Origin of the sequence: Mycobacterium sp. MAA66 (assembly GCF_041261665.1) — a bacterium.
In the GTDB taxonomy this organism is placed as follows: Bacteria; Actinomycetota; Actinomycetes; order Mycobacteriales; family Mycobacteriaceae; genus Mycobacterium.
In genome coordinates this window covers 13,561-32,420 of the sequence record NZ_JBGCCC010000007.1, presented here as the reverse complement: position 1 = coordinate 32,420, position 18,860 = coordinate 13,561, and the positions used below count along the sequence as shown (strand labels likewise).

Sequence of the window (18,860 nt, the reverse complement as noted above, 5' to 3'; positions counted from 1 at the left end):
CCATGGCCACCACTGTCTGGCCCGGCGCGGCCTACCCGCTCGGTGCGACCTATGACGGTGCCGGCACCAACTTCTCGCTGTTCTCGGAGGTCGCCGATAGCGTCGAGCTGTGCCTGATCGCCAAGGACGGTTCCGAGCAGCGGATCAACCTCGATGAGGTCGACGGATATGTCTGGCATTGCTACCTGCCGAACGTGACGCCCGGGCAACGGTACGGGTTCCGGGTCTACGGGCCGTGGGATCCGGCGGCCGGTCATCGCTGCGATCCGAGCAAGCTGCTGCTCGATCCGTACGGCAAGTCGTTCCACGGCGACTTCGAATTCAGCCAGGCCCTGTACTCCTACGACCTCGAGGCGCCCGATACCACCGCGACGCCGCCGGGGGTCGATTCGCTGGGCCACACCATGACCAGTGTGGTGATCAATCCGTTCTTCAACTGGGGCACCGACCGTAAGCCGGGCACCCCGTATCACGAGACCGTCATCTACGAGGCCCATGTCAAGGGCATGACGCAGACCCACCCAGCCATCCCGCCAGAGCAACGCGGCACCTACGCCGGGCTGGCTCACCCCGCGATCATCGAACACCTGCAGTCGCTGTCGGTCACCGCCATCGAGCTGATGCCGGTGCACCAGTTCATGCACGATCACCGCCTGCTGGACCTGGGCCTGCGAAACTACTGGGGTTACAACACTTTCGGATTCTTCGCGCCGCACCACCAGTACTCGTCCGCCCCGCACGCGGGTGGCGAGGTGGCCGAGTTCAAGACCATGGTGCGATCGTTCCACGAGGCCGGGATCGAGGTGATCCTCGACGTGGTCTACAACCACACCGCCGAGGGCAACCACCTGGGACCCACCGTCAACTTCCGGGGCATCGACAACGCCGCGTACTACCGGCTCGCCGACGAAGATCTCGCGCTGTACAAGGATTTCACCGGCACCGGCAACAGCCTCAACGCGCGTCACCCGCACACCCTGCAGCTGATCATGGACTCGCTGCGCTACTGGGTGCTGGAGATGCACGTCGACGGATTCCGGTTCGATCTGGCCTCGACACTGGCCCGCGAGTTCTACGACGTGGACCGGCTGAGCGCGTTTTTCGACCTGGTGCAACAGGATCCGGTGATCAGCCAGGTCAAGTTGATCGCCGAACCGTGGGACATCGGCGAGGGCGGATATCAGGTCGGCAACTTCCCTGGGCTGTGGACCGAGTGGAACGGCAAGTACCGCGACACCGTTCGCGACTACTGGCGCGGAGAGCCGGCGACGTTGGGCGAGTTCGCATCCCGGCTGACCGGTTCGTCGGATCTGTATGAGGCGACCGGACGCCGCCCGGGCGCCAGCATCAACTTCGTCATCTGCCACGACGGCTTCACGCTCGCAGACCTGGTGTCCTACAACGAAAAGCACAACGAAGCCAACGGTGAGGACAATCACGACGGCGAGAGCCACAACCGATCCTGGAACTGCGGTGTGGAAGGGCCCACCGAAGATCCGGAGATTCTGGCGCTGCGCGGCCGGCAGACGCGCAACATCCTGGGCACCCTGATGTTCTCCCAGGGCACCCCGATGATCAGCCACGGCGACGAGATCGGCCGTACCCAACGCGGCAACAACAACGTCTACTGCCAGGATTCGGACTTGTCCTGGATGGACTGGACCATGTGCGAATCCAACGCCGACCTCTTGGAATTCACCCGCACCGTGGTGGCCCTGCGCCGCCGGCACCCGGTGTTCCGCCGCCGACGGTTCTTGGAGGGCAAACCCATCCGCAGCGGCGACCAGGTCCGCGACATCGCCTGGCTGACCCCGGCCGGCCACGAGATGACGCTCGAAGACTGGGGCTCGGGGTTCGGCAAGAGCATCACGGTGTTCCTCAACGGCGACGCCATCCCCGAACCCAACGCCCGCGGCGAGCGGGTCACCGATGACTCGTTCCTGTTGTGTTTCAACGCCCACGACCAGGCACTGGATTTCGTCATCCCGGATCAGGGCTACGCCGAGAAGTGGACTGCTGCACTGGATACCACCGACCCGACGGGCCACACAGAACTGGTGGTCGGTGCCGGCGAAACGGTACCGCTGGCGGCCCGCAGCCTGCTGGTGCTGCGGAAGACCGCCTGACGTCCATGGCGGTACTGTCCACCTACCGGCTGCAATTGTCCGGCGATGGAATGACTTTCGCCGACGCCGAGGCGTTGCTCGACTATCTCGACGATCTCGGGGTGTCGCACCTGTACCTGTCCCCGATCCTGACCGCGGTACACGGGTCCACGCACGGTTACGACGTCACCGATCCGACCTCGATCTCGGTCGCGCTCGGCGGCGCCGAGGGATTTTCGAGCCTGGCCCGTGCCGCCCGCGCCCGGGGCATGGGGCTGGTGGTCGATATCGTCCCCAACCACGTCGGCGTCGATCGGCCGGAACAGAACCCGTGGTGGTGGGATGTGCTGACCCACGGTCGGCGGTCGGAGTTCGCGGCTCACTTCGACATCGACTGGCCACTGGACCCCGACGGCCGAATGGTGTTGCCGGTGTTGGGTTCTGACGCCGACCTGGATGCCCTGACGGTCGACGGCGACGTGCTGCGACTGGGCGACCGGGTGTGGCCGGTCCGTCCCGGCAGCGGCGGGGGCAGTGCCGCCGAGGTCCACGCCCGGCAGCACTACCGGCTGACCGGTTGGCGCGACAGCCCGTCCGGCTACCGCAGGTTCATCACGATCAACTCGCTGGCAGCGGTGCGGCCGGAAGATCCGGATGTGTTCGAGGCCGCCCACGTCGAGGTCGGCAGGTGGCTGCGTGAGGGACTCGTCGATGGCCTGCGACTCGACCACGTCGACGGATTATCCAATCCCCCAGCCTATCTGGACCGGCTCCGTCAACTGGCCGGTCCAGAGGCGTGGATCGTGGCCGAGAAAGTACTGGAGCCCGGCGAGTCGCTGGACCCCAACCTGCCGATCGCCGGCACCACAGGCTATGACGGGCTGCGTGAGATCGGCGGACTGTTCGTCGATCCCACCGGCGAAGCCACTCTGACCGCGCTGTCCGGCTCGGCGCCCCAGGCCGTGGCACTCAAGCGCGCGGCCGTGCGGCATGCCCTGTCCACCGAGGTGAACCGCCTGCGCCGCGCGATCGTCACGGCCATCGGCACCGACGCACCCGAGCTACCGGAGGCGATTGCCGAACTGGTGAGCCGCATCGGGGTCTACCGCACCGATTACCGCGGCGTGGGGCGGATACTGGCCGAGGCGATCACCGACACCGTCCATGCCGCACCGCATTTGGCGCCCGCGGTGCAGCTGATCGTGGCCGCGCTGGATCACCCCGAGCCCGCGACACGGTTCCAGCAGCTCAGCGCCGCGGCGACCGCGATCGCCGTCGAGGGAAATGAGTTCTACCGCAATACCCGATTGGTCTCGCTCAACGAAATCGGCAGCACTCCAACTCGATTCACGGTGACCGCCGAGGAGTTCCATGAGCGGGCCGCGTTGCGCGCCCGACATTGGCCGGTCGCCATGATCACGCTGTCGACACACGACACCAAACGCAGCGAAGACGTCCGGGCCCGCATCTCGGTGCTGTCGCAGCTCGCCGACGAATGGTCGATACGAGTCGCACGGTGGAACTACATCTGCTTACCGCCCGATCCGGTGACCGGACTTTTCTTGTGGCAGAACATCTTCGGGGTATGGCCTGCATCGGGCGAGGTGGGCGACGAACTCCGTTCGCGGCTACACAGCTACGCCCGCAAGGCCGCACGAGAGGCAGCCCTGCACACCAACTGGACGCATCCCGACACGCAGTTCGAGGACGAACTGGCCAACTGGATCGATGCGGTGCTCGACGGACCGATCGCTGTCGAGATCACCGCACTGGTGCGCGCGGTCGACGATGCGTCGCGATCCGACGCCCTGGCCCAGAAGTTGTTGTCCCTGACGGTGCCCGGGGTTCCGGACATCTACCAGGGCACCGAGGTGTGGGACGACTCCCTGGTGGATCCGGACAATCGGCGGCCGGTGGATTTCCCACGACTGCGCGCCGAGCTGAATGATTTGAGCCATCCGAAGACCCGTGTGGTGGCCGCGGGGTTGCGGTCCCGTCGTGAACGTCCGCAGACGTACCTCTCGGGCGGGTACACGCCGCTGTTCGCCACCGGTGCCGCGCCTGATCACATCATCGGGTTTCTGCGCGGCGACGATGTGCTGGTGGCGGTGCGGCGCTGGACGCTGCGCCAACCGGCTTGGCACGACACGTATCTGACGTTGCCCGACGGCGACTGGACCGACCGCCTCACCGGGCGGGTGCTGCGTGGCGCGGTCAGTGCCGCGGAGTTGTTCGCCGAACTGCCCGGCGTGCTGCTGGAACGCTGAGTCGTCAACACGGTCATCCACAGCCCCGCCGGTTGTGGATAACGCATTACCGGGGTGGCGCAGTCTGCGGTGATGATTCGTCACATGCATTCCCAGCCACCGACCGTCCCGCCGATCGAAACTGCCACTGAACCAATCCATTCCACCGCTGACCTGCACCAGCGCTGGCGCGCGCTGATGGGCCGGCTCGGATTCGGTGAACGCCTGCTGTGGGTCGGATTCGTCGGCCCCGACCGCCGTATGCTCAAGATCCTGGTCGATCTGCCGCGACCGCCCAGACCGGACCGGGAGCTGGCTGACGGGCTCATGGACGAACTCGCCGCGGTGCTGGACGACGAGATGGACCCCGGCACGACCGTGGCTCTGCTGCTGACCGGGCCGGGCTCCGGCCCGGTCAGCGAGCTGAGCCGACAGTGGGCCGCAGCATTGGCCGCCTCAGCCGCCGAATACGCCGTGCCGATAGAACCGATCTTCGGCGCCAACGATCATGAACTGATCGAGGTCGCCCCGCCCCTACGTCAGGCCGGGTAGGTCAGATCAGGTACCGATACGAGGGCGACCCGGGTTCCAACACCTCAACGTAGATGCCCGAATCACGCATTCGTGCCAACAGACCGTCATGATCGGCCGCCGAGCCGAGTTCGATACCGACCAGTGCCGCACCGGTTTCCCGATTGTTGCGCTTGACGTATTCGAACAGGGTGATGTCGTCGTTGGGCCCCAACACCCCGTCGAGGAATCGTCGCAGCGCGCCCGGTTCCTGCGGGAAGTTCACCAGGAAGTAGTGCTTGAGGCCCAGATGCACCAGCGACCGCTCGAGTACCTCGCCGTAGCGGGAAACATCGTTGTTGCCACCGGAAATCAGGCACACCACGGTCGTGCCGGGCTCGATGTCGGCTTCCATCAGTGCCGCCACCGATAGGGCGCCGGCCGGCTCGGCGATGATGCCCTCGTTCTGATAGAGATCGAGCATCGCGGTGCACACCGCGCCCTCGTCGACGGTGTTGATCGACACCATGTCACCGGCCGCGGCCAACGCCGCATACGTCAGGTTCCCGGCCCGCGCCACCGCTGCGCCGTCGACGAACTGATCGGCATGGTCCAACGTCACCGGCTCGCCCTTGGCCAAGGCGGCGACCATCGATGCTGCGCCCGCGGGCTCCGCGCCGAGCACCGCCGTCGCTTCGGTGCGCTCAGCCAGATAGGTGGTGATGCCGCTGATGCAGCCACCGCCGCCGACCGGCACGATCACCAGATCCGGCTCGGTGTCGAGTTGATCGAGGATTTCCACGGCGATGGTGCCCTGGCCGGCCATGGTGCGTAAGTCGTCATAGGGCGGGACCAGGGTGGCCCCGGTGCGCGCCACATCGTCCAGCGCGGCCTCGGCCGCCAGATCGTAGGTGGCGCCGCCGATGATCAGCTCGATGAATTCGCCGCCGTGGTACCGGATCCGATCACGCTTCTGCTTGGGCGTCTTGGCCGGTGCGTAGACCCGGCCGTGCACACCCATCGACTTGCACGCCAGCGCGAAACCCTGCGCGTGATTGCCCGCCGACGAACACACCACGCCGGCGGCCTTCTCCTCGTCGGTGAGCTGCATCAGGACGTTGTAGGCGCCGCGCAGCTTGTACGAACGCACCGCCTGCAGGTCCTCGCGCTTGAAGTAGACGCGGGCTCCGGTCAGCGCGGACAGTCGGTCGCTGAACTGCAACGGGGTTCGGGTGATGACTCCAGAAATTCGCTGCGCGGCCATGTCGATGTCCGCCGCAGTAAGCGGCGACCTGTGGGTTCCCTGGCTCAGCTCGGCAGACACCGATCAATGGTGCCACTCGATGCCAAACTATTTACCATGGACCCCATATCCGAACCGTTGCCACCGGCGGTCAGGTCGTTCGTGGAGCGGACGCACCAGTTGACCAACAGCGCCGAGCATCATGTGCCGTCGTGGCTGCGACCCGGCGACCCGGAGAACCGTCTGCCGGTGATCTTCGCGATCCTGGCTGCGGTGGCCCTACAGCGTGCGATCCCCCAGCAATACACCGTCCCTGCAATACCCCGGTGGCCGTTGATCACGCTGGAATTGCTGTTGGTGTTGGTCCTGATCGTCATCAACCCGGTTCGGTTGTCCCGCCAGACCGCCGTCGGCCGGTGGGTCATGATCGTATTGACCGCGGCCATCACCCTCGACAACACCGCATCGGCGATCATCCTGGATCTGAACATCTTGTCCGGCAAGGTCAGTAATGATGCCGGCGTCCTATTGGGCAGCGGCGCAGCGATTTTCATCACCAACGTCATCGTGTTCGGTATCTGGTACTGGGAGCTGGACCGGGGTGGGCCGTTCGCCCGGCGGGCCGGCGACAACCCGTATCCGGACTTCCAGTTCCCGCAGATGAGCGATCCACAAAACGCCAAACCTGGTTGGCGCCCAACGTTCATCGACTATCTGTACACGAGCTACACCAACGTGGTGGCGTTCTCCCCCACCGACACCATGCCATTGTCACGGTGGGCCAAATCGATGATGACGCTGCAGTCGTTGGTCGCGATGTCGACCATCGCGCTGGTGATCGCCCGCGCGGTGAACGTACTGAGGTGATGTCCGCCCGACAATCAATCGCAATCGCGATGAGGCATCAGCAGGTCGGCCTGCTGCCCGGCGGCGTAATCCGTCGGTAGCCAGCGGCGCGTCGAGGTCAGCGATCGGTCGATGAGTTCGCCTGACCGCGAGAAATCGACTGGAGACACTCGTACGGGGCACAGTGGCGGCACCACGTGCAGCTCGACCACACCTTCGAAGCGTTCGACATCAGTGGCCAGCCGCCGGTTTATCGCCAAGGTGAAAGCGTGCATCGCCATCGCCAGCGCACCGGTCGGCGACTGCGGCATCGCACACGAGTACCCGGTAGGAAGAACCCAGATCTCCGTTGCCCCCAGGGCGACCGCATGCGAAAGCGGGGTGTTGTTGATCACCCCGCCGTCGACCAGATCCCGCCCATCCATCCGCACCGGCGGCAGCACCCCCGGTATGGCGGCACTTGCGCTGATCGCATCGACGGCATCCCCGGTGGACAGCAGGACATCCTGCCCGGACAGCACATCCGTCGCGACCACATGCAGCGGCGTCGGGGCATCCTCCAACCGGCGGAACCGCAAGTTGCGTTTCAGCAGATTACGGATGCCGCTGTTGGCCACCAAGTGTTGTCGCTGGCCCAGGAATCCCAGCAGCCCCAGGCCCATGCTGGCCGGAAACACCTCGCGGCGGGACAGCGATCGCCACAGATCTGCCAACCCGGCGACCCCAGGACTGTCCGAGGCCGCCGCGATCCATCCGCCGTTGAGGGCGCCGACCGAGGTACCGACGATCAGGTCGGGTTTGATGCCGGCCTCGGCCAACGCCACCAGCATTCCCACCTGGATCGAACCCAGGCTGCCGCCGCCGGACAACACGAAGGCTGTCGTCACGTTCGACAACCATCTGTAATCTGTTGCATCTCAGCCTCCTTCGCCCTCGGCACGATGTTGTAGTGGAAGACGTGCGACAAATCTGGTGTCGCCCGGCCGGGAAGTTGCAACCAGCTCCCCGCGGTGCCGGTTGACGATGATCCGCCAGGCCACATGCAGACCCAGACCGGTGCCCTCACCCAGCGGCCTGGTCGTGAAGAACGGATCGAAAATGCGCCCACCGACATCGTCGGGAATTCCGCAGCCGGTGTCACCGATCTCGATGCGAATCGCGTCGTCCTCGCGTCGCGTCCGCACCGTGAGCGTGCCCGCGCTGTTCGACGACGTGCCCGCAGCCGGCCCCATCGCGGCGATGGCATTGTCGATGATATTGGTCCACACCTGGTTGAGTTCGGCTGGATAACAGAGCAATTCGGGTGTCGACTCATCAAAGTCGGTGAGCACCTCGATCTCGGTGCCCGCGCCGATCCGCCCGGCGAACATCCGCAATGTACTGGTGAGCAATGCGTTGACATCGGCGAACTGGAAGGGCGCACTGTTCAGTTGGGTGTACTGCTCGACGTCAGCGACCAGACCCGAAATCCGTTGTGCGGCATCATGGATCTGGTGTGTCAGCAATTCGGCCTCGATGCGGTGCCGGAGCCACTGCATGGCAGTTCCCAGCCAGGCGGGCGGTTGATCACCGGTTGACAGCTGATCGAGCCATCCACGGTCCAGTCCAGCCTCGACAAAGGTCGGCGCCATGTCCCATGCGTTGTCGATCCGGTGATCGGACAGCCAGTCACCGATCTCGTCTTCGAGGTTGGTCGCCTGCATCGCCGAGAGCGCCCGCCCTGAAGCAGCAGCCACCCGCGCCGCCACCTCGGTCTGCGCAGCGGCCAGGAAACGCAGTGTCTCGCTATCGAATTGGTTGTGCACCAAAGGAGCGGTGAGAGCTTCCAACTGCCCACGCAGTTCGGTCGCAGCCCGGACCACCGCCGCCGCCGGATTGTTGAGCTCGTGGGTCAGGGCCGCCGAGAGCTGTCCTAGTGCCAGCAGCCGGTCCCGCTCGTCGGCGATGCGGTGCTGCCTGTCGGCAGTCTCGGCCATTCCCTCGATGAGGTGCACCGCCATCGGGAACTCCCGCTTGACGAAGGCACCGAGCGCCGCCGCGTCCATGACGAAAAACCGCGAACGTCGAGTGGCCCGCACCGACAGCCGGTTCCGGTCGTGCTCGGAGAGGAACGCCGAGCGGGCGCCGAAATAGACCCCGGGCTGTGCGGTCCGGTTGATCTCGACATCGCGGCCCGCGGAGCGCTTCGAGATGACCAACTCACCGTCGATCAACACATAGAAGAGCGCCGCCAAGTCACCCTCGGCGACCATCGGCCCCGGGCCGAGCACCTCGATTCGTCCAGCTCCGCACAGGTACGCCAGCTGCTCGTCCGACAACGACTCGAACAGGAACAGCGACTTCAACTCTCCTGGTAGACAGCGCTGCAGTTCACCACCGACATCGGTCACGGCGATACATTACGCATCTGTGGCCGGTGCGCTGCACTCATTCGGGTCAACCAGCATCGGGGTTCTCCAGCACGATGGCGACGCCCTGTCCGGACCCGACGCACACCCCCGCCACGCCGTAGCGCACATTGCGCTCACGCAGCTCGGTGGCCAGGGTCAGCACATAACGCGCACCGGACGCGCCGAACGGGTGACCGATGGCCACCGCGCCGCCATTGAGGTTCAGCTTGTCGTCGGGGACTTCGAAACCGTCGAGCTGGTTGGGCAGTTCGCGCAACACGCCCAACGCCTGGGCGCTGAATGCCTCGTGCACCTCCCAGACGTCGATCTGTTCGGGTGTCAGCCCCGCACGCTTGAGCGCCAACGGGATGGCCCACGCCGGCGCCAAGCCCATCACCAGCGGGTCGATTCCCACAGTCGCCGACGCCGCCACGCGGGCCAGAGGTGCCACCCCGAGCTCGGCGGCACGCTCCCCGGAGGCCAGCACCAGCGCGGCCGCCCCGTCGGTCAGTGGGGTCGAATTGGCAGCCGTCATCTGGGTGGTGCCGGGCTGGGGCCGCAGCGCAGCCAGTTGCTCCATGGTGGTGTCATCACGGATGAAGGCGTCGGTGTCGAACACCGACGCCGGGGCCGACTTGGTCGCCGCGATGTCCACCGGCATGATCTCCAGCGCGAGCCGTCCCCGGTCTCGCGCCGCCTTGGCGTGCTGTTGGGACCGCAGCGCGAACGCGTCGATCTCCTCGCGGGTGAGCCCATAACGGTCGGCGGCGTTCTGCGCCGTCTCGATCATCCCGATGTACGCGTTGCGCGCCAGCAGCTTCGGGTTCGGTGGGCCACCGGCGCCCGACCACATGGTGTCCAGCAGGATCTGTGGACCCCGCGGCGCAAAGGCGCTGTCGCCCTTCATATAAGCCCAGCCCGAGCGCGACATCGACTCCACCCCGGAGGCGATGCCGACGCCGACGTCGCCGGCCCGAATCCCGTTCGCCACGTTGATCGTCGCGGTGAGCGACGACGCACAGTAGCGGTTGATCGTGACGCCGGTGACACTGTCCGGGAACCCGGCAGCCAAGGCCGACCACCGGGCGATGTCACCCATGCCCTCGTGCGCGGGATTCACACAACCGGCAACGATGTCCTCCACCTCGGCCTGCTCGATACCGACCTTCCGGCAGGCGCCGACCATGGCCATGCCGAGCAGATCGTCCACGCGAAAATGCGAGAGCGGTCCGCCGTACCGCGCGAACGCCGTCCGAACCCCACCCAGCAGAAAAGCTTCGGTCATCGCACGAGCCCCTTCAGTGGTCGGTCTGGGCCAGGAGAAATCGTCCACCGATATTCGAGCATGTCGTGGAACTCACCGAAGCCGAATCCGCGCTAGTCGAGACGAAATTTCGGTGCGCACGCGCCGCATCGATTGCTCACCACACCGGATCCTCGGCTACAGTGGACACCGCCAGGCCGCAGTAACCCCGGGCCCCAAATTTTGCCGCCACGAGCGGCCACTCGCCGAGAGGCGTTCTGCGGTCTGGCTTTAACTTTTCCGCAGTGGCGGTGTCATTCCAGCGAGTTGCTGCGCCACAGGCCGGCAGCGGCGCCGAGTTCATTGGCCAACCGGGTGAACCACACCGCGCGGTCGGTGAGTTCGGCAGAGCGTTCGGGCGCGGTGAATTCCGCGTCCCGTGCCAGGCTCACGCTGCCGGCAGCGCTGACTCGGCAATAGGCCGCGGCCCGCTCCAGGGCAATCGCGAAGTCGCCCTCGAACACACCACGCAATATCCGGTCGGCAACATCACTGACTTCTGTCGGCCCGGTCGGTGCCGCAGCACCGGCGACCACCGGATCGATCGAATGCACGACGTCCGCACCACGTCCGAACAACAGGCTGGCCGAGTAGGGGTCCTCCCGGATCGCCGACCGGAGCAGGTACACCCGCCACAACGCTCCGGGCAGGCTACGCGCGTCGGCATCCGACCACAGTTCGGCGATGGTGTCGATGCCGTGCTCATCGGTATACGAGATCAAGCGCGCGACCACCTCGGGGTCCGGATAGCTCCGCACTCGTTCCATCAGCGCCGCGGCGGTCTCATGGGCGATACGACGGTCCCGCACGGGGTCCTCGACCTCATGAAATGCCTCGAAGCCCCGGCCGAGGAACTTCGTCGGTTTATGGATGCGGCGACGCTCACCGGTCATCGGCCCTCTCCTCGCCTCATCGCCAACCGTCGGCTTCCTTCGCCGCCGCCAGCAGCACCTCACACAGGTCGTGTAACTCCGCCGCGTCCGCACCCTCCGCCACCGCGGTAGCCACGTCCTCGGCCGCACACCGCACCTGGTACACCCGGTCCGACAACGCCGCGGCCTCCTCGGCGGTCAACACCACCGAGTCCGGTGCCAACGCCGTGCCCTTGACCATGGCGCGCTGTTCATAGGCTCGCTGACGGCAGGATTGGCGACAGTACTGACGGCGCCGTCCCATTCCCGCGTCAGCGACCTCACGCCCACACCACCGACACGGCTGGGCTTTGGAGCGTCGTGCTGATACCACGGTCGTGACTGTAATCGTCGCCGTGCTGTGGCCCGGTATCATGGACTACTGAGTCGGGAACTTCATGGCACTGGCCTGCGTTGATCCCCTGTCGCTATATCAAGGAGTGTTGACGATGGCTGATCGCGTCCTGAGAGGCAGTCGCCTCGGAGCCGTGAGCTACGAGACCGACCGTAACCACGACCTGGCGCCGCGTCAGGTTGCCCGGTACCGCACCGACAACGGCGAGGTGTTCGAAGTTCCGTTCGCCGACGATGCCGAGATTCCCGGCACCTGGCCCTGCAAGAACGGCATGGAAGGCGCCCTGCTCGACGGTGATGTGCCCGAGCCCAAGAAGGCCAAGCCGCCGCGTACCCACTGGGACATGCTGCTGGAGCGTCGCAGCGTCGAGGAGCTCGAGGAGCTGCTCAAGGAGCGCCTCGACCTGATCAAGACCCGCCGCCGCGGCAACTGATCACCTCGGCCAAACAAAAAGCCCCGCATATGCGGGGCTTTTTGTTTCGTCAGGGGTCAGCGAGCGACACCGCGAGCCCGGTCCAACCGGCCGCGGATACCCCATTTGGCCACCTGCGACATGGCTTCGCGGATGTTCGAACCGCTCATCTTCGATACACCCAGCTCGCGCTCGGTGAAGGTGATCGGCACCTCGACGACGGTGAATCCCGCGTTGATCGCCCGCCAGGTCAGGTCGATCTGGAAGCAGTAGCCCTTGGAGTCGACGTCGTCCAGACCCATCTTCTCCAGGACCTCACGCCGATAGGCGCGGTAGCCGGCGGTGATGTCGTGGATGTCGACACCGAGCAGCACCCGTGAATAAGTGTTGGCGGTGCGCGACAGCACCAACCGGCGACGGGGCCAGTTGCGGACCGTGCCGCCCGGCACGTACCGCGACCCGATGGCCAGGTCAGCACCGGCGTCGACAGCGTCGAGCAGACGGTAGAGCTCCTCGGGCGCATGGCTGCCGTCGGCATCCATCTCCACCAGTACCGAGTAGCCGCGGCCCAGCCCCCAGGCGAAGCCGGCCAGGTAGGCCGCACCGAGTCCGCCCTTGCCGGCGCGGTGCATCACGTGCACCCGGTCGGGATCGGCCAGCGCCAGCTCGTCGGCCAACTGACCGGTGCCGTCCGGGCTACCGTCGTCGACCACCAGCACGTGAACGTCCGGCTGCGCGGCATGGACTCGTCCGACGATCAACGGCAAGTTCTCCCGCTCGTTGTAAGTCGGAATGATGACCAGCGTGCGCTGACTCGGGCGGTCACCACCCATGGTCATGTCACCTCTTCGTTGTTAAGTCGATCCCCCCGCTGCGCCCTACGACGAAGCATGAGCCTTCCATTGTGCAGCATGACCCCTACCACAGCCGCAGCGCCAACCATGACCAACAATGCGTTGATTATCGGTCCCCATTGGGTTGCCGGGGTCAGATCGGTCTTCAACTTGATCTGACTGACCAAGTGGGCGGGTTCGAAGAACGCGGTCCTGGCGAGCTCACGGCCATCTGGGCCGATCACGGCACTGATCCCGGTCGTACCGGCGACCACCACGTAGCGGTCGTGTTCGACGGCCCGGACCCGGGCGAACGCCAGTTGCTGGGCACTCATCGACTCGTCGAAGGTGGCGTTGTTGGTCGGGACGGCGAGCACCTGCGCACCAGCGAGCACCGACTGCCGGGCCGCCCGGTCGAAGATCACCTCCCAGCACGTGGTGACACCGATGGGCACCCCGGCGGCAGTGACCACGCCATTGCCGTGCCCAGGCACGAAGTAACCGGCCCGGTCGGCGAACGAGGACAGCTTGCGGAAAAAGCTCCGCCACGGCAGGTACTCGCCGAACGGTTGCACGATCGCCTTGTCGTGCTGTTCCCCCGGACCAGTGGCCGGATCCCAGACGATCACCGAGTTGGTGGTCACCGGATTGTCGTAGGTGTACCCGGGGGCTGCCAGTACGGTGCCGACGAGGATGGGCGCGTGGATCGCCTCGGCCGCAGAGGTAATGCTTTCTGCTGCATCGCTGTACACCAATGGGTCGATGTCCGACGAGTTCTCCGGCCAGATCACGAACGCCGGTTGCGGCGCCCGGCCCGCCCGGACGTCATCGGCCAGCGCCATGGTCTCGCGGACGTGGTTGTCGAGCACCGCGCGCCGCTGGGCGTTGAAGTCCAGGCCGAGGCGGGGCACATTGCCCTGTACCGCGGCGACGGTCACGGTCGGGTCGTCGTCGGCCCCGACGCCGGCCTGCCGGACGTGCGGCCAGGCCAGCCCCGTCAACAGGAGCACCAGCGCCACGCAGATCCCGGGGAAGAACACCTCGGGCGGAGCGGCCGCGCCGGTGCGGTGATCGTGCCGGAACCGCTTGGCCGACTCGAGCCCGATCGCGGTCAGGCTGAACCCGACCAATACCACCGCAAACGACAGCAGCGGGGCGCCGCCGAGTTGAGCCAGCGGCAGCAGCGGCCCGTTCGACTGGCTGAATCCGACGACACCCCAAGGAAATCCGCCGAACGGCACCGTCGACTTGAGCCACTCGGCCAGAGCCCACAGTCCGGCAAACCACAACGGCCAGCCCGGCGCCCGTCGTACCAGCACCGCGGTGTAGCCGAACACGCCGGCGAACAATGCCTCCATCAGGGACAGCGCCAACCATGGAATCGGACCCACAAAGCTCGCGATCCACGGCAGCAGCAACACATGGAAGGCCAACCCGAACAGCATGCCGTAGCCGAAACCGCCTGCACGCGTGGTTTTTTCGTGAGTCAAGACCCAGCCCAGCAGAGCGAAGGCGATGAACGGCAGGTACCAGTAGCCCAACGGCGGAAAGCCCGCGCACAACAGCAGCCCGGCAGCGATCGCAGCCGCCAACCGGACCAGCCGGGGCTCGAAGAACCCGCGTAACCGGGTAGCGAATCGGGCCAGCCGCCCCGGACCCGCCGGTGGGTCTGGCGTCTCGGGCCCATCCGGGGTGTCTTCGGCCAGGGTTTCGTCAGCCAGGGTTTCGTCAGCCATAGATCGTCACTCCCCCGTGCACGGTCTGCAGGCAGGTGGGCAGCTCGTCGTGCGGCCCCAGCGGTGGCAGCGCCGGAACCCGGGACCGCGGATCGGTGGACCACCGCTGCACGGCATCGGCCGGGGCCGTGACGTCGAGCGCATCGGCGCCGCCGGGCAGCTGCCAGATCGCGTACGAGGCCGGGGCGCCCGGCGCCAGAGTGCCGGTGGCCCCGTCGCGGACCCCGCCGGCACGCCAGGCGCCACGGGTCGCGGCCACAAACGCCGCGCGGGCCGAGATGGCGCTGCCCGGCGTCTGGTGCAGCGTCGCCGCACGCACCGATTCCCAGGGATTGATGCTGGTGACGGGGCTGTCCGAGCCGAACGCGAGGGGCACGCCTGCCGATGCTAACAGCGCGAAGGGGTTCAGTCGCTGGGCTCGATCGGCGCCGAGACGCTGGGCATACATGCCGTCCGCCCCGCCCCACAGCGCATCGAAGGCGGGCTGCACGCTGGCCACCACGCCCCAGGCCCCGAGTTGGCGCGCCTGCTCGTCTCCGACCATCTCCAGATGTTCAAGCCGGTGCCCGCAGCGCGCGACGGCCGGGGCTCCGAAGACCGCCACCACCCGCTCGAACGCCTGCACGGCGGCATCCACCGCGGCGTCGCCGATGACATGGAATCCCGCGGTGATGCCGGCCTCGGTACAGGCCATCAAGTGCGCGGTGATCGCGTCGGTGTCCAGGTAGGTGTTGCCGCAACAGCCGGGTGCATCGGCGTACGGCTCGTGTAGCCACGCCGTTCGTGAGCCCAGTGCGCCGTCGACGAACAGGTCTCCGGCCAGTCCGTGGGCGCCGGTCCGGTCGATCAACGCGCGGGCCTTCTCGGCGGTATCGACCGCCTCTCCCCAATAGCCCACCACCTCGACGCCGTGGGCGGTGGCTCGCAGGTCAGCCCAGTCATCGATCCCGCCGATGTCTGGCCCGGCACATTCATGCACCGCGACGATGCCGTTGCCTGCGGCGAGGTCGAGCGCCGCGCGCTGGGCTTGTCGCCGTTGCTCGGTGGTCAACAGCTCGCGTGCAGCGGCGCGGACGCGGTGGTGAGCGTCGGCGGTCAGCGGGCCCTGCGCGGAGAATCCATCGGCGTCGGCCAACCCGGGCACCAGTTGGCGCAGCCCGGTGGAGGCGACGGCGGAATGCACGTCGATCCGGGACAGGTACACGGGCCTGCCGCCGAGCACGCGATCCAGGTCGGCGACAGTCGGTGGGGTTCTGGCCGGCCATCCGGACTCATCCCAGCCGTGTGCCCAGATCACCCCGTCGGACTGCCGCGCGGCGTACCCGGCGAGCAGGGTCAGCAGGTGCTCGAGCGAGGTGGCAGCGCGCAGGTCCAGACCGGTGACGGTCAGCCCCGTCGCCGTCAGGTGGACGTGGCTGTCGACAAAGGCCGGGGCGACGAAGCCGCCATCCAGTTCCCGGATCGTGGCGTCGGGATACAGCGCCCGGCCGACGTCATCGGAGCCCACCCAGGCCACCACTCCGTCACGGATTGCCATCGCAGTGGCGTCGGGCATCGCGGGGGTGTGAACCCGGCCGCCCAGCAAGAGTGTCGTCACGAAGGTGACAGGTTAATCCGTTCAGTACGGGCGGCGCTGCACGGCAGCCGGTTCGCAGTCGACGACGTCGATCACTTCGCCATCGATGTAGTCCCCGTGGCCGCGGTAGCGGTCATCGTGATTGATATAAATCACCTCGGTCGGGAACTCCATCGCCGTGATCCGACGGTTGAGCATCGAGTTGGCCAGCGGCCGCAGGACAGCGCGCGTGCGCGGTATCAGCATCAGTGCACCGACGGCTGAACTGGCCAGGCCAGGCACGACCACCAGCACTGTGCCCAAGGTCACCAGAACGCTGTCGGTGGCCAGTTCGCGGCCGTTGGCGCGCGCGCCGAGCGCCTCCCACAATCGGGTGAAATGCCTGGTGATCTGCGCACCGGCCAGCGCCAGGCCGGCGACGAAGGTCACCAACAATGCCAGCAGTGTCCATCCGACGCCGAGCGTCGAGACCAGGACGGCCAGTACCGCCACCTCGACGAGGGCGTATACCAAAAACAGTCGCGTAGCCATGCACTAACCAACGATTCAGGAGCTCAGTACGTTCCACCGCCGGTATGACTCAGGCATAACAATCTGGCCAAGCCCGGCCAGTCCTACGTTGCCGGCGCCGCCTCGACTTCGATGGCGGCGTGCACTTTGTCGATACCGCCACGCAGGATCGCCTGCGGGATCCACCACCAGGCGTGCCACCAGTAGCGCCTGGTCACCATGTCGAACACTCGCCGGGTCTCGGACTTCGGCAGGTTCCGGGCGACGGCCTCGACCGGTTCGCCCTTGACCTTGCCCAGCACACCGCACTTCTGGATGGTGACCCGCGGGGTGTTCTTGATCCGTTTGGTCTTCCACGAGCCGTCATCAGTGCTGATCAGCAATTTGCCCTCGTGAGGCACACCCCAGACCGGGGTCGGCTTGGGACGCCCGTCCTTCGTGAATGTCGTCAACAACAGGTACTTCTCGCGATAGACATCGTCGAAGCTCGGGGCCATGGGTCTTCGCCATTTCGATTCGATGGGCAGGGCCTGTTCATTCTGCGCAGATCGGTCTCCGGCTGCCACCGCAGCGCGCCGTCGATCGAAGGGGCCGGTCAGAAGATGACGGTTTCGTTTCCATTGCGCAGGATGCGGTCCTGGCAGTGCCACAACACCGCCCGGGACAGCACGGCACGCTCCACGTCGGCGCCCAGGCGCACCAGATCCTCGATGGTGTCGGCGTGGTCGACGCGCACCACATCCTGTTCGATGATCGGGCCCTCGTCGAGATCATCGGTGACGTAGTGCGCAGTGGCGCCGACCAGCTTCACGCCGCGCTCCTTGGCCCTGCGGTACGGCGTAGCACCGACGAAGGCCGGCAGGAACGAATGATGGATGTTGATCAGCGGGCAGCCGATCTCCTCCAGGAACCCCGAGGTGATGATCTGCATGTAGCGGGCCAACACCACCAGGTCCACGTTGCCTTTGAGCAGGTCGAGCTGCCGTTGCTCGGCCTGTTCCCTGATGTCCCGGTTGGCCGGAATGTGGACGAACGGCACTCCGAAGGCCCGGACCTGGGCGGCCAGATCGGCGTGGTTGGAGATGACCATCACCACGGTCATGTCCAGTTCGCCGCGTTGGTTGCGCCACAACAGATCCAGCAGGCAATGGTCAGCTGTCGAGGCCATGATCGCCACTCGCTTGGGCTTGGAGGCGTCGGTGAACCGGTAGTTCATGTCGAACTCTTGTGCCACCGCATCGAATTCACGCTCCAGCTCGGGCTGGGCCGCGGCCAGGCCGGGCAGGTGAAAGACAGTGCGCTGCAGGAAGGTTCCGCCTTCGGGCTCGGTGGAGTGCTGGTCCAGCGAGATGATGTTGGCGCCGGTACGGGTCAGGAAGGTGGACACCGCGGCGATGACGCCGCGGCGGTCCGGACAGCTCAGCAGCAGACGCCCGATGTCCTTGTGCCGCGGCAGCTTCGGCTGCGCCGCGGCGAACCCGGAAGGAGGTTGGCTCACTACGCGGCCCGTAACTCCAGGGCCACGTTGTTCTGCATGCCGCCGCGCAGCTTGGAGAAGAAGTTGAAGAGCTTGCCGATCAGCCCGTAGCGCTTACCGATTCCGTCGTACACCGTGCCCAGCTGCGACTGGTCCAGGATCGCCGCGGTGGCTTCGACCGCCTCACTCTTCGGGTTGCCGCGCATGTCGCATTTGGCGACGGTCACCCGCGGAGTGTTGCGGATGCGCTTGACCTTCCAGGACTTGGCCTCGGTGATGACGAGCAGCCGGTCACCGTCGAGGACCGCCCAGATGGCGGTGGGCTTGGCGCGACCATCCTTGGTGAAGGTGGTCAGCAGGATGTAGTTGGCCTTGGCGACGTCTGCGAAGGTGAGAGCCATGGCGCA

The 18,860-nt window shown here is 66.2% G+C and carries 18 protein-coding genes; 5 read left to right on the top strand and 13 right to left on the bottom strand.

What is annotated here, in order from left to right; genetic code table 11:
• Positions 1-2: 2 nt before the first annotated feature.
• From glgX to ABIA30_RS19145, 3 genes are all read left to right on the top strand, one after another.
• Entirely contained in the window at positions 3-2,126 is a 2,124-nt protein-coding gene (glgX, locus tag ABIA30_RS19155) for a glycogen debranching protein GlgX (protein WP_370068248.1), read from the top strand.
• Between the two features lie 5 nt (positions 2,127-2,131).
• Positions 2,132-4,372: a malto-oligosyltrehalose synthase gene (treY, locus tag ABIA30_RS19150; protein ID WP_370068246.1), complete on the top strand. Its 2,241-nt coding sequence runs from the start codon at positions 2,132-2,134 to the stop codon at positions 4,370-4,372.
• An 84-nt stretch (positions 4,373-4,456) separates the two neighbouring features.
• Positions 4,457-4,903, top strand: coding sequence for a hypothetical protein (locus ABIA30_RS19145; RefSeq protein WP_370068244.1), 447 nt, complete (start codon positions 4,457-4,459; stop codon positions 4,901-4,903).
• Between the two features lies 1 nt (position 4,904).
• Here ABIA30_RS19145 and ilvA read toward each other — a convergent pair whose 3' ends face one another.
• Positions 4,905-6,185: a threonine ammonia-lyase IlvA gene (gene ilvA / locus ABIA30_RS19140; RefSeq protein WP_370068242.1), complete on the bottom strand. Its 1,281-nt coding sequence runs from the start codon at positions 6,183-6,185 to the stop codon at positions 4,905-4,907.
• A gap of 36 nt (positions 6,186-6,221) precedes the next feature.
• Here ilvA and ABIA30_RS19135 point away from each other — a divergent pair, with 36 nt between their 5' ends.
• On the top strand, positions 6,222-6,971 hold the full coding sequence (locus ABIA30_RS19135) for a hypothetical protein (RefSeq protein ID WP_370068240.1): 750 nt from the start codon (positions 6,222-6,224) through the stop codon (positions 6,969-6,971).
• A 14-nt stretch (positions 6,972-6,985) separates the two neighbouring features.
• Here the strand turns inward: ABIA30_RS19135 and ABIA30_RS19130 are convergent, their stop codons facing one another.
• The 5 genes from ABIA30_RS19130 to ABIA30_RS19110 form a co-directional block, all read right to left on the bottom strand.
• Complete coding sequence (locus ABIA30_RS19130) at positions 6,986-7,837, bottom strand: patatin-like phospholipase family protein (protein ID WP_370068238.1); 852 nt, start codon at positions 7,835-7,837, stop codon at positions 6,986-6,988.
• 30 nt (positions 7,838-7,867) lie between these two features.
• On the bottom strand, positions 7,868-9,340 hold the full coding sequence (locus tag ABIA30_RS19125) for a sensor histidine kinase (RefSeq protein ID WP_370068236.1): 1,473 nt from the start codon (positions 9,338-9,340) through the stop codon (positions 7,868-7,870).
• 46 nt (positions 9,341-9,386) lie between these two features.
• Positions 9,387-10,625 carry an acetyl-CoA C-acyltransferase gene (locus ABIA30_RS19120; protein ID WP_370068234.1) on the bottom strand — a complete coding sequence of 413 codons (1,239 nt, stop codon included), beginning with the start codon at positions 10,623-10,625 and terminating at the stop codon, positions 9,387-9,389.
• A gap of 272 nt (positions 10,626-10,897) precedes the next feature.
• Complete coding sequence (locus ABIA30_RS19115; RefSeq protein WP_370068232.1) at positions 10,898-11,536, bottom strand: DNA-directed RNA polymerase subunit beta; 639 nt, start codon at positions 11,534-11,536, stop codon at positions 10,898-10,900.
• A 16-nt stretch (positions 11,537-11,552) separates the two neighbouring features.
• Positions 11,553-11,930 carry a hypothetical protein gene (locus tag ABIA30_RS19110; RefSeq protein WP_370068230.1) on the bottom strand — a complete coding sequence of 126 codons (378 nt, stop codon included), beginning with the start codon at positions 11,928-11,930 and terminating at the stop codon, positions 11,553-11,555.
• Between the two features lie 73 nt (positions 11,931-12,003).
• Between ABIA30_RS19110 and ABIA30_RS19105 the strand changes: the two genes are divergently transcribed.
• Positions 12,004-12,342 (top strand): RNA polymerase-binding protein RbpA, encoded by a 339-nt coding sequence (locus ABIA30_RS19105; protein ID WP_370068228.1) that lies wholly within the window; start codon positions 12,004-12,006, stop codon positions 12,340-12,342.
• Positions 12,343-12,398: 56 nt separating this feature from the next.
• Here the strand turns inward: ABIA30_RS19105 and ABIA30_RS19100 are convergent, their stop codons facing one another.
• From ABIA30_RS19100 to ABIA30_RS19070, 7 genes are all read right to left on the bottom strand, one after another.
• A complete protein-coding gene (locus tag ABIA30_RS19100) occupies positions 12,399-13,160 on the bottom strand; it encodes a polyprenol monophosphomannose synthase (RefSeq protein WP_370068226.1) in 762 nt (253 codons plus the stop codon).
• A complete protein-coding gene (gene lnt, locus ABIA30_RS19095) occupies positions 13,157-14,890 on the bottom strand; it encodes an apolipoprotein N-acyltransferase (RefSeq protein WP_370068224.1) in 1,734 nt (577 codons plus the stop codon). Before lnt ends, ABIA30_RS19100 begins: the two co-directional genes overlap by 4 nt.
• Positions 14,883-16,487: an amidohydrolase gene (locus ABIA30_RS19090; RefSeq protein WP_370068222.1), complete on the bottom strand. Its 1,605-nt coding sequence runs from the start codon at positions 16,485-16,487 to the stop codon at positions 14,883-14,885. Before ABIA30_RS19090 ends, lnt begins: the two co-directional genes overlap by 8 nt.
• A gap of 21 nt (positions 16,488-16,508) precedes the next feature.
• On the bottom strand, positions 16,509-16,997 hold the full coding sequence (locus ABIA30_RS19085; RefSeq protein ID WP_370068220.1) for an FxsA family protein: 489 nt from the start codon (positions 16,995-16,997) through the stop codon (positions 16,509-16,511).
• Between the two features lie 83 nt (positions 16,998-17,080).
• Positions 17,081-17,473, bottom strand: a complete 393-nt coding sequence (locus ABIA30_RS19080) for a PPOX class F420-dependent oxidoreductase (RefSeq protein WP_370068218.1) — start codon at positions 17,471-17,473, stop codon at positions 17,081-17,083.
• Between the two features lie 98 nt (positions 17,474-17,571).
• Positions 17,572-18,474 (bottom strand): formyltetrahydrofolate deformylase, encoded by a 903-nt coding sequence (gene purU, locus ABIA30_RS19075; protein WP_370068216.1) that lies wholly within the window; start codon positions 18,472-18,474, stop codon positions 17,572-17,574.
• Positions 18,474-18,854, bottom strand: coding sequence for a PPOX class F420-dependent oxidoreductase (locus ABIA30_RS19070; protein ID WP_370068214.1), 381 nt, complete (start codon positions 18,852-18,854; stop codon positions 18,474-18,476). The genes purU and ABIA30_RS19070 overlap by 1 nt, the downstream gene beginning before the upstream one ends.
• Positions 18,855-18,860 lie beyond the last annotated feature (6 nt).

Excerpts from the sequence above, each read along its gene's own strand:
- glgX (WP_370068248.1), top strand. The coding sequence starts at position 3 with ATGGCCACCACTGTCTGGCCCGGCGCGGCCTACCCGCTCGGTGCGACC.
- treY (WP_370068246.1), top strand. The coding sequence starts at position 2,132 with ATGGCGGTACTGTCCACCTACCGGCTGCAATTGTCCGGCGATGGAATG.
- ABIA30_RS19145 (WP_370068244.1), top strand. The coding sequence starts at position 4,457 with ATGCATTCCCAGCCACCGACCGTCCCGCCGATCGAAACTGCCACTGAA.
- ABIA30_RS19135 (WP_370068240.1), top strand. The coding sequence starts at position 6,222 with ATGGACCCCATATCCGAACCGTTGCCACCGGCGGTCAGGTCGTTCGTG.
- ABIA30_RS19120 (WP_370068234.1), bottom strand. The coding sequence starts at position 10,625 with ATGACCGAAGCTTTTCTGCTGGGTGGGGTTCGGACGGCGTTCGCGCGG.
- ABIA30_RS19115 (WP_370068232.1), bottom strand. The coding sequence starts at position 11,536 with ATGACCGGTGAGCGTCGCCGCATCCATAAACCGACGAAGTTCCTCGGC.
- ABIA30_RS19110 (WP_370068230.1), bottom strand. The coding sequence starts at position 11,930 with ATGATACCGGGCCACAGCACGGCGACGATTACAGTCACGACCGTGGTA.
- ABIA30_RS19105 (WP_370068228.1), top strand. The coding sequence starts at position 12,004 with ATGGCTGATCGCGTCCTGAGAGGCAGTCGCCTCGGAGCCGTGAGCTAC.
- ABIA30_RS19100 (WP_370068226.1), bottom strand. The coding sequence starts at position 13,160 with ATGACCATGGGTGGTGACCGCCCGAGTCAGCGCACGCTGGTCATCATT.
- lnt (WP_370068224.1), bottom strand. The coding sequence starts at position 14,890 with ATGGCTGACGAAACCCTGGCTGACGAAACCCTGGCCGAAGACACCCCG.
- ABIA30_RS19085 (WP_370068220.1), bottom strand. The coding sequence starts at position 16,997 with ATGGCTACGCGACTGTTTTTGGTATACGCCCTCGTCGAGGTGGCGGTA.
- ABIA30_RS19080 (WP_370068218.1), bottom strand. The coding sequence starts at position 17,473 with ATGGCCCCGAGCTTCGACGATGTCTATCGCGAGAAGTACCTGTTGTTG.
- ABIA30_RS19070 (WP_370068214.1), bottom strand. The coding sequence starts at position 18,854 with ATGGCTCTCACCTTCGCAGACGTCGCCAAGGCCAACTACATCCTGCTG.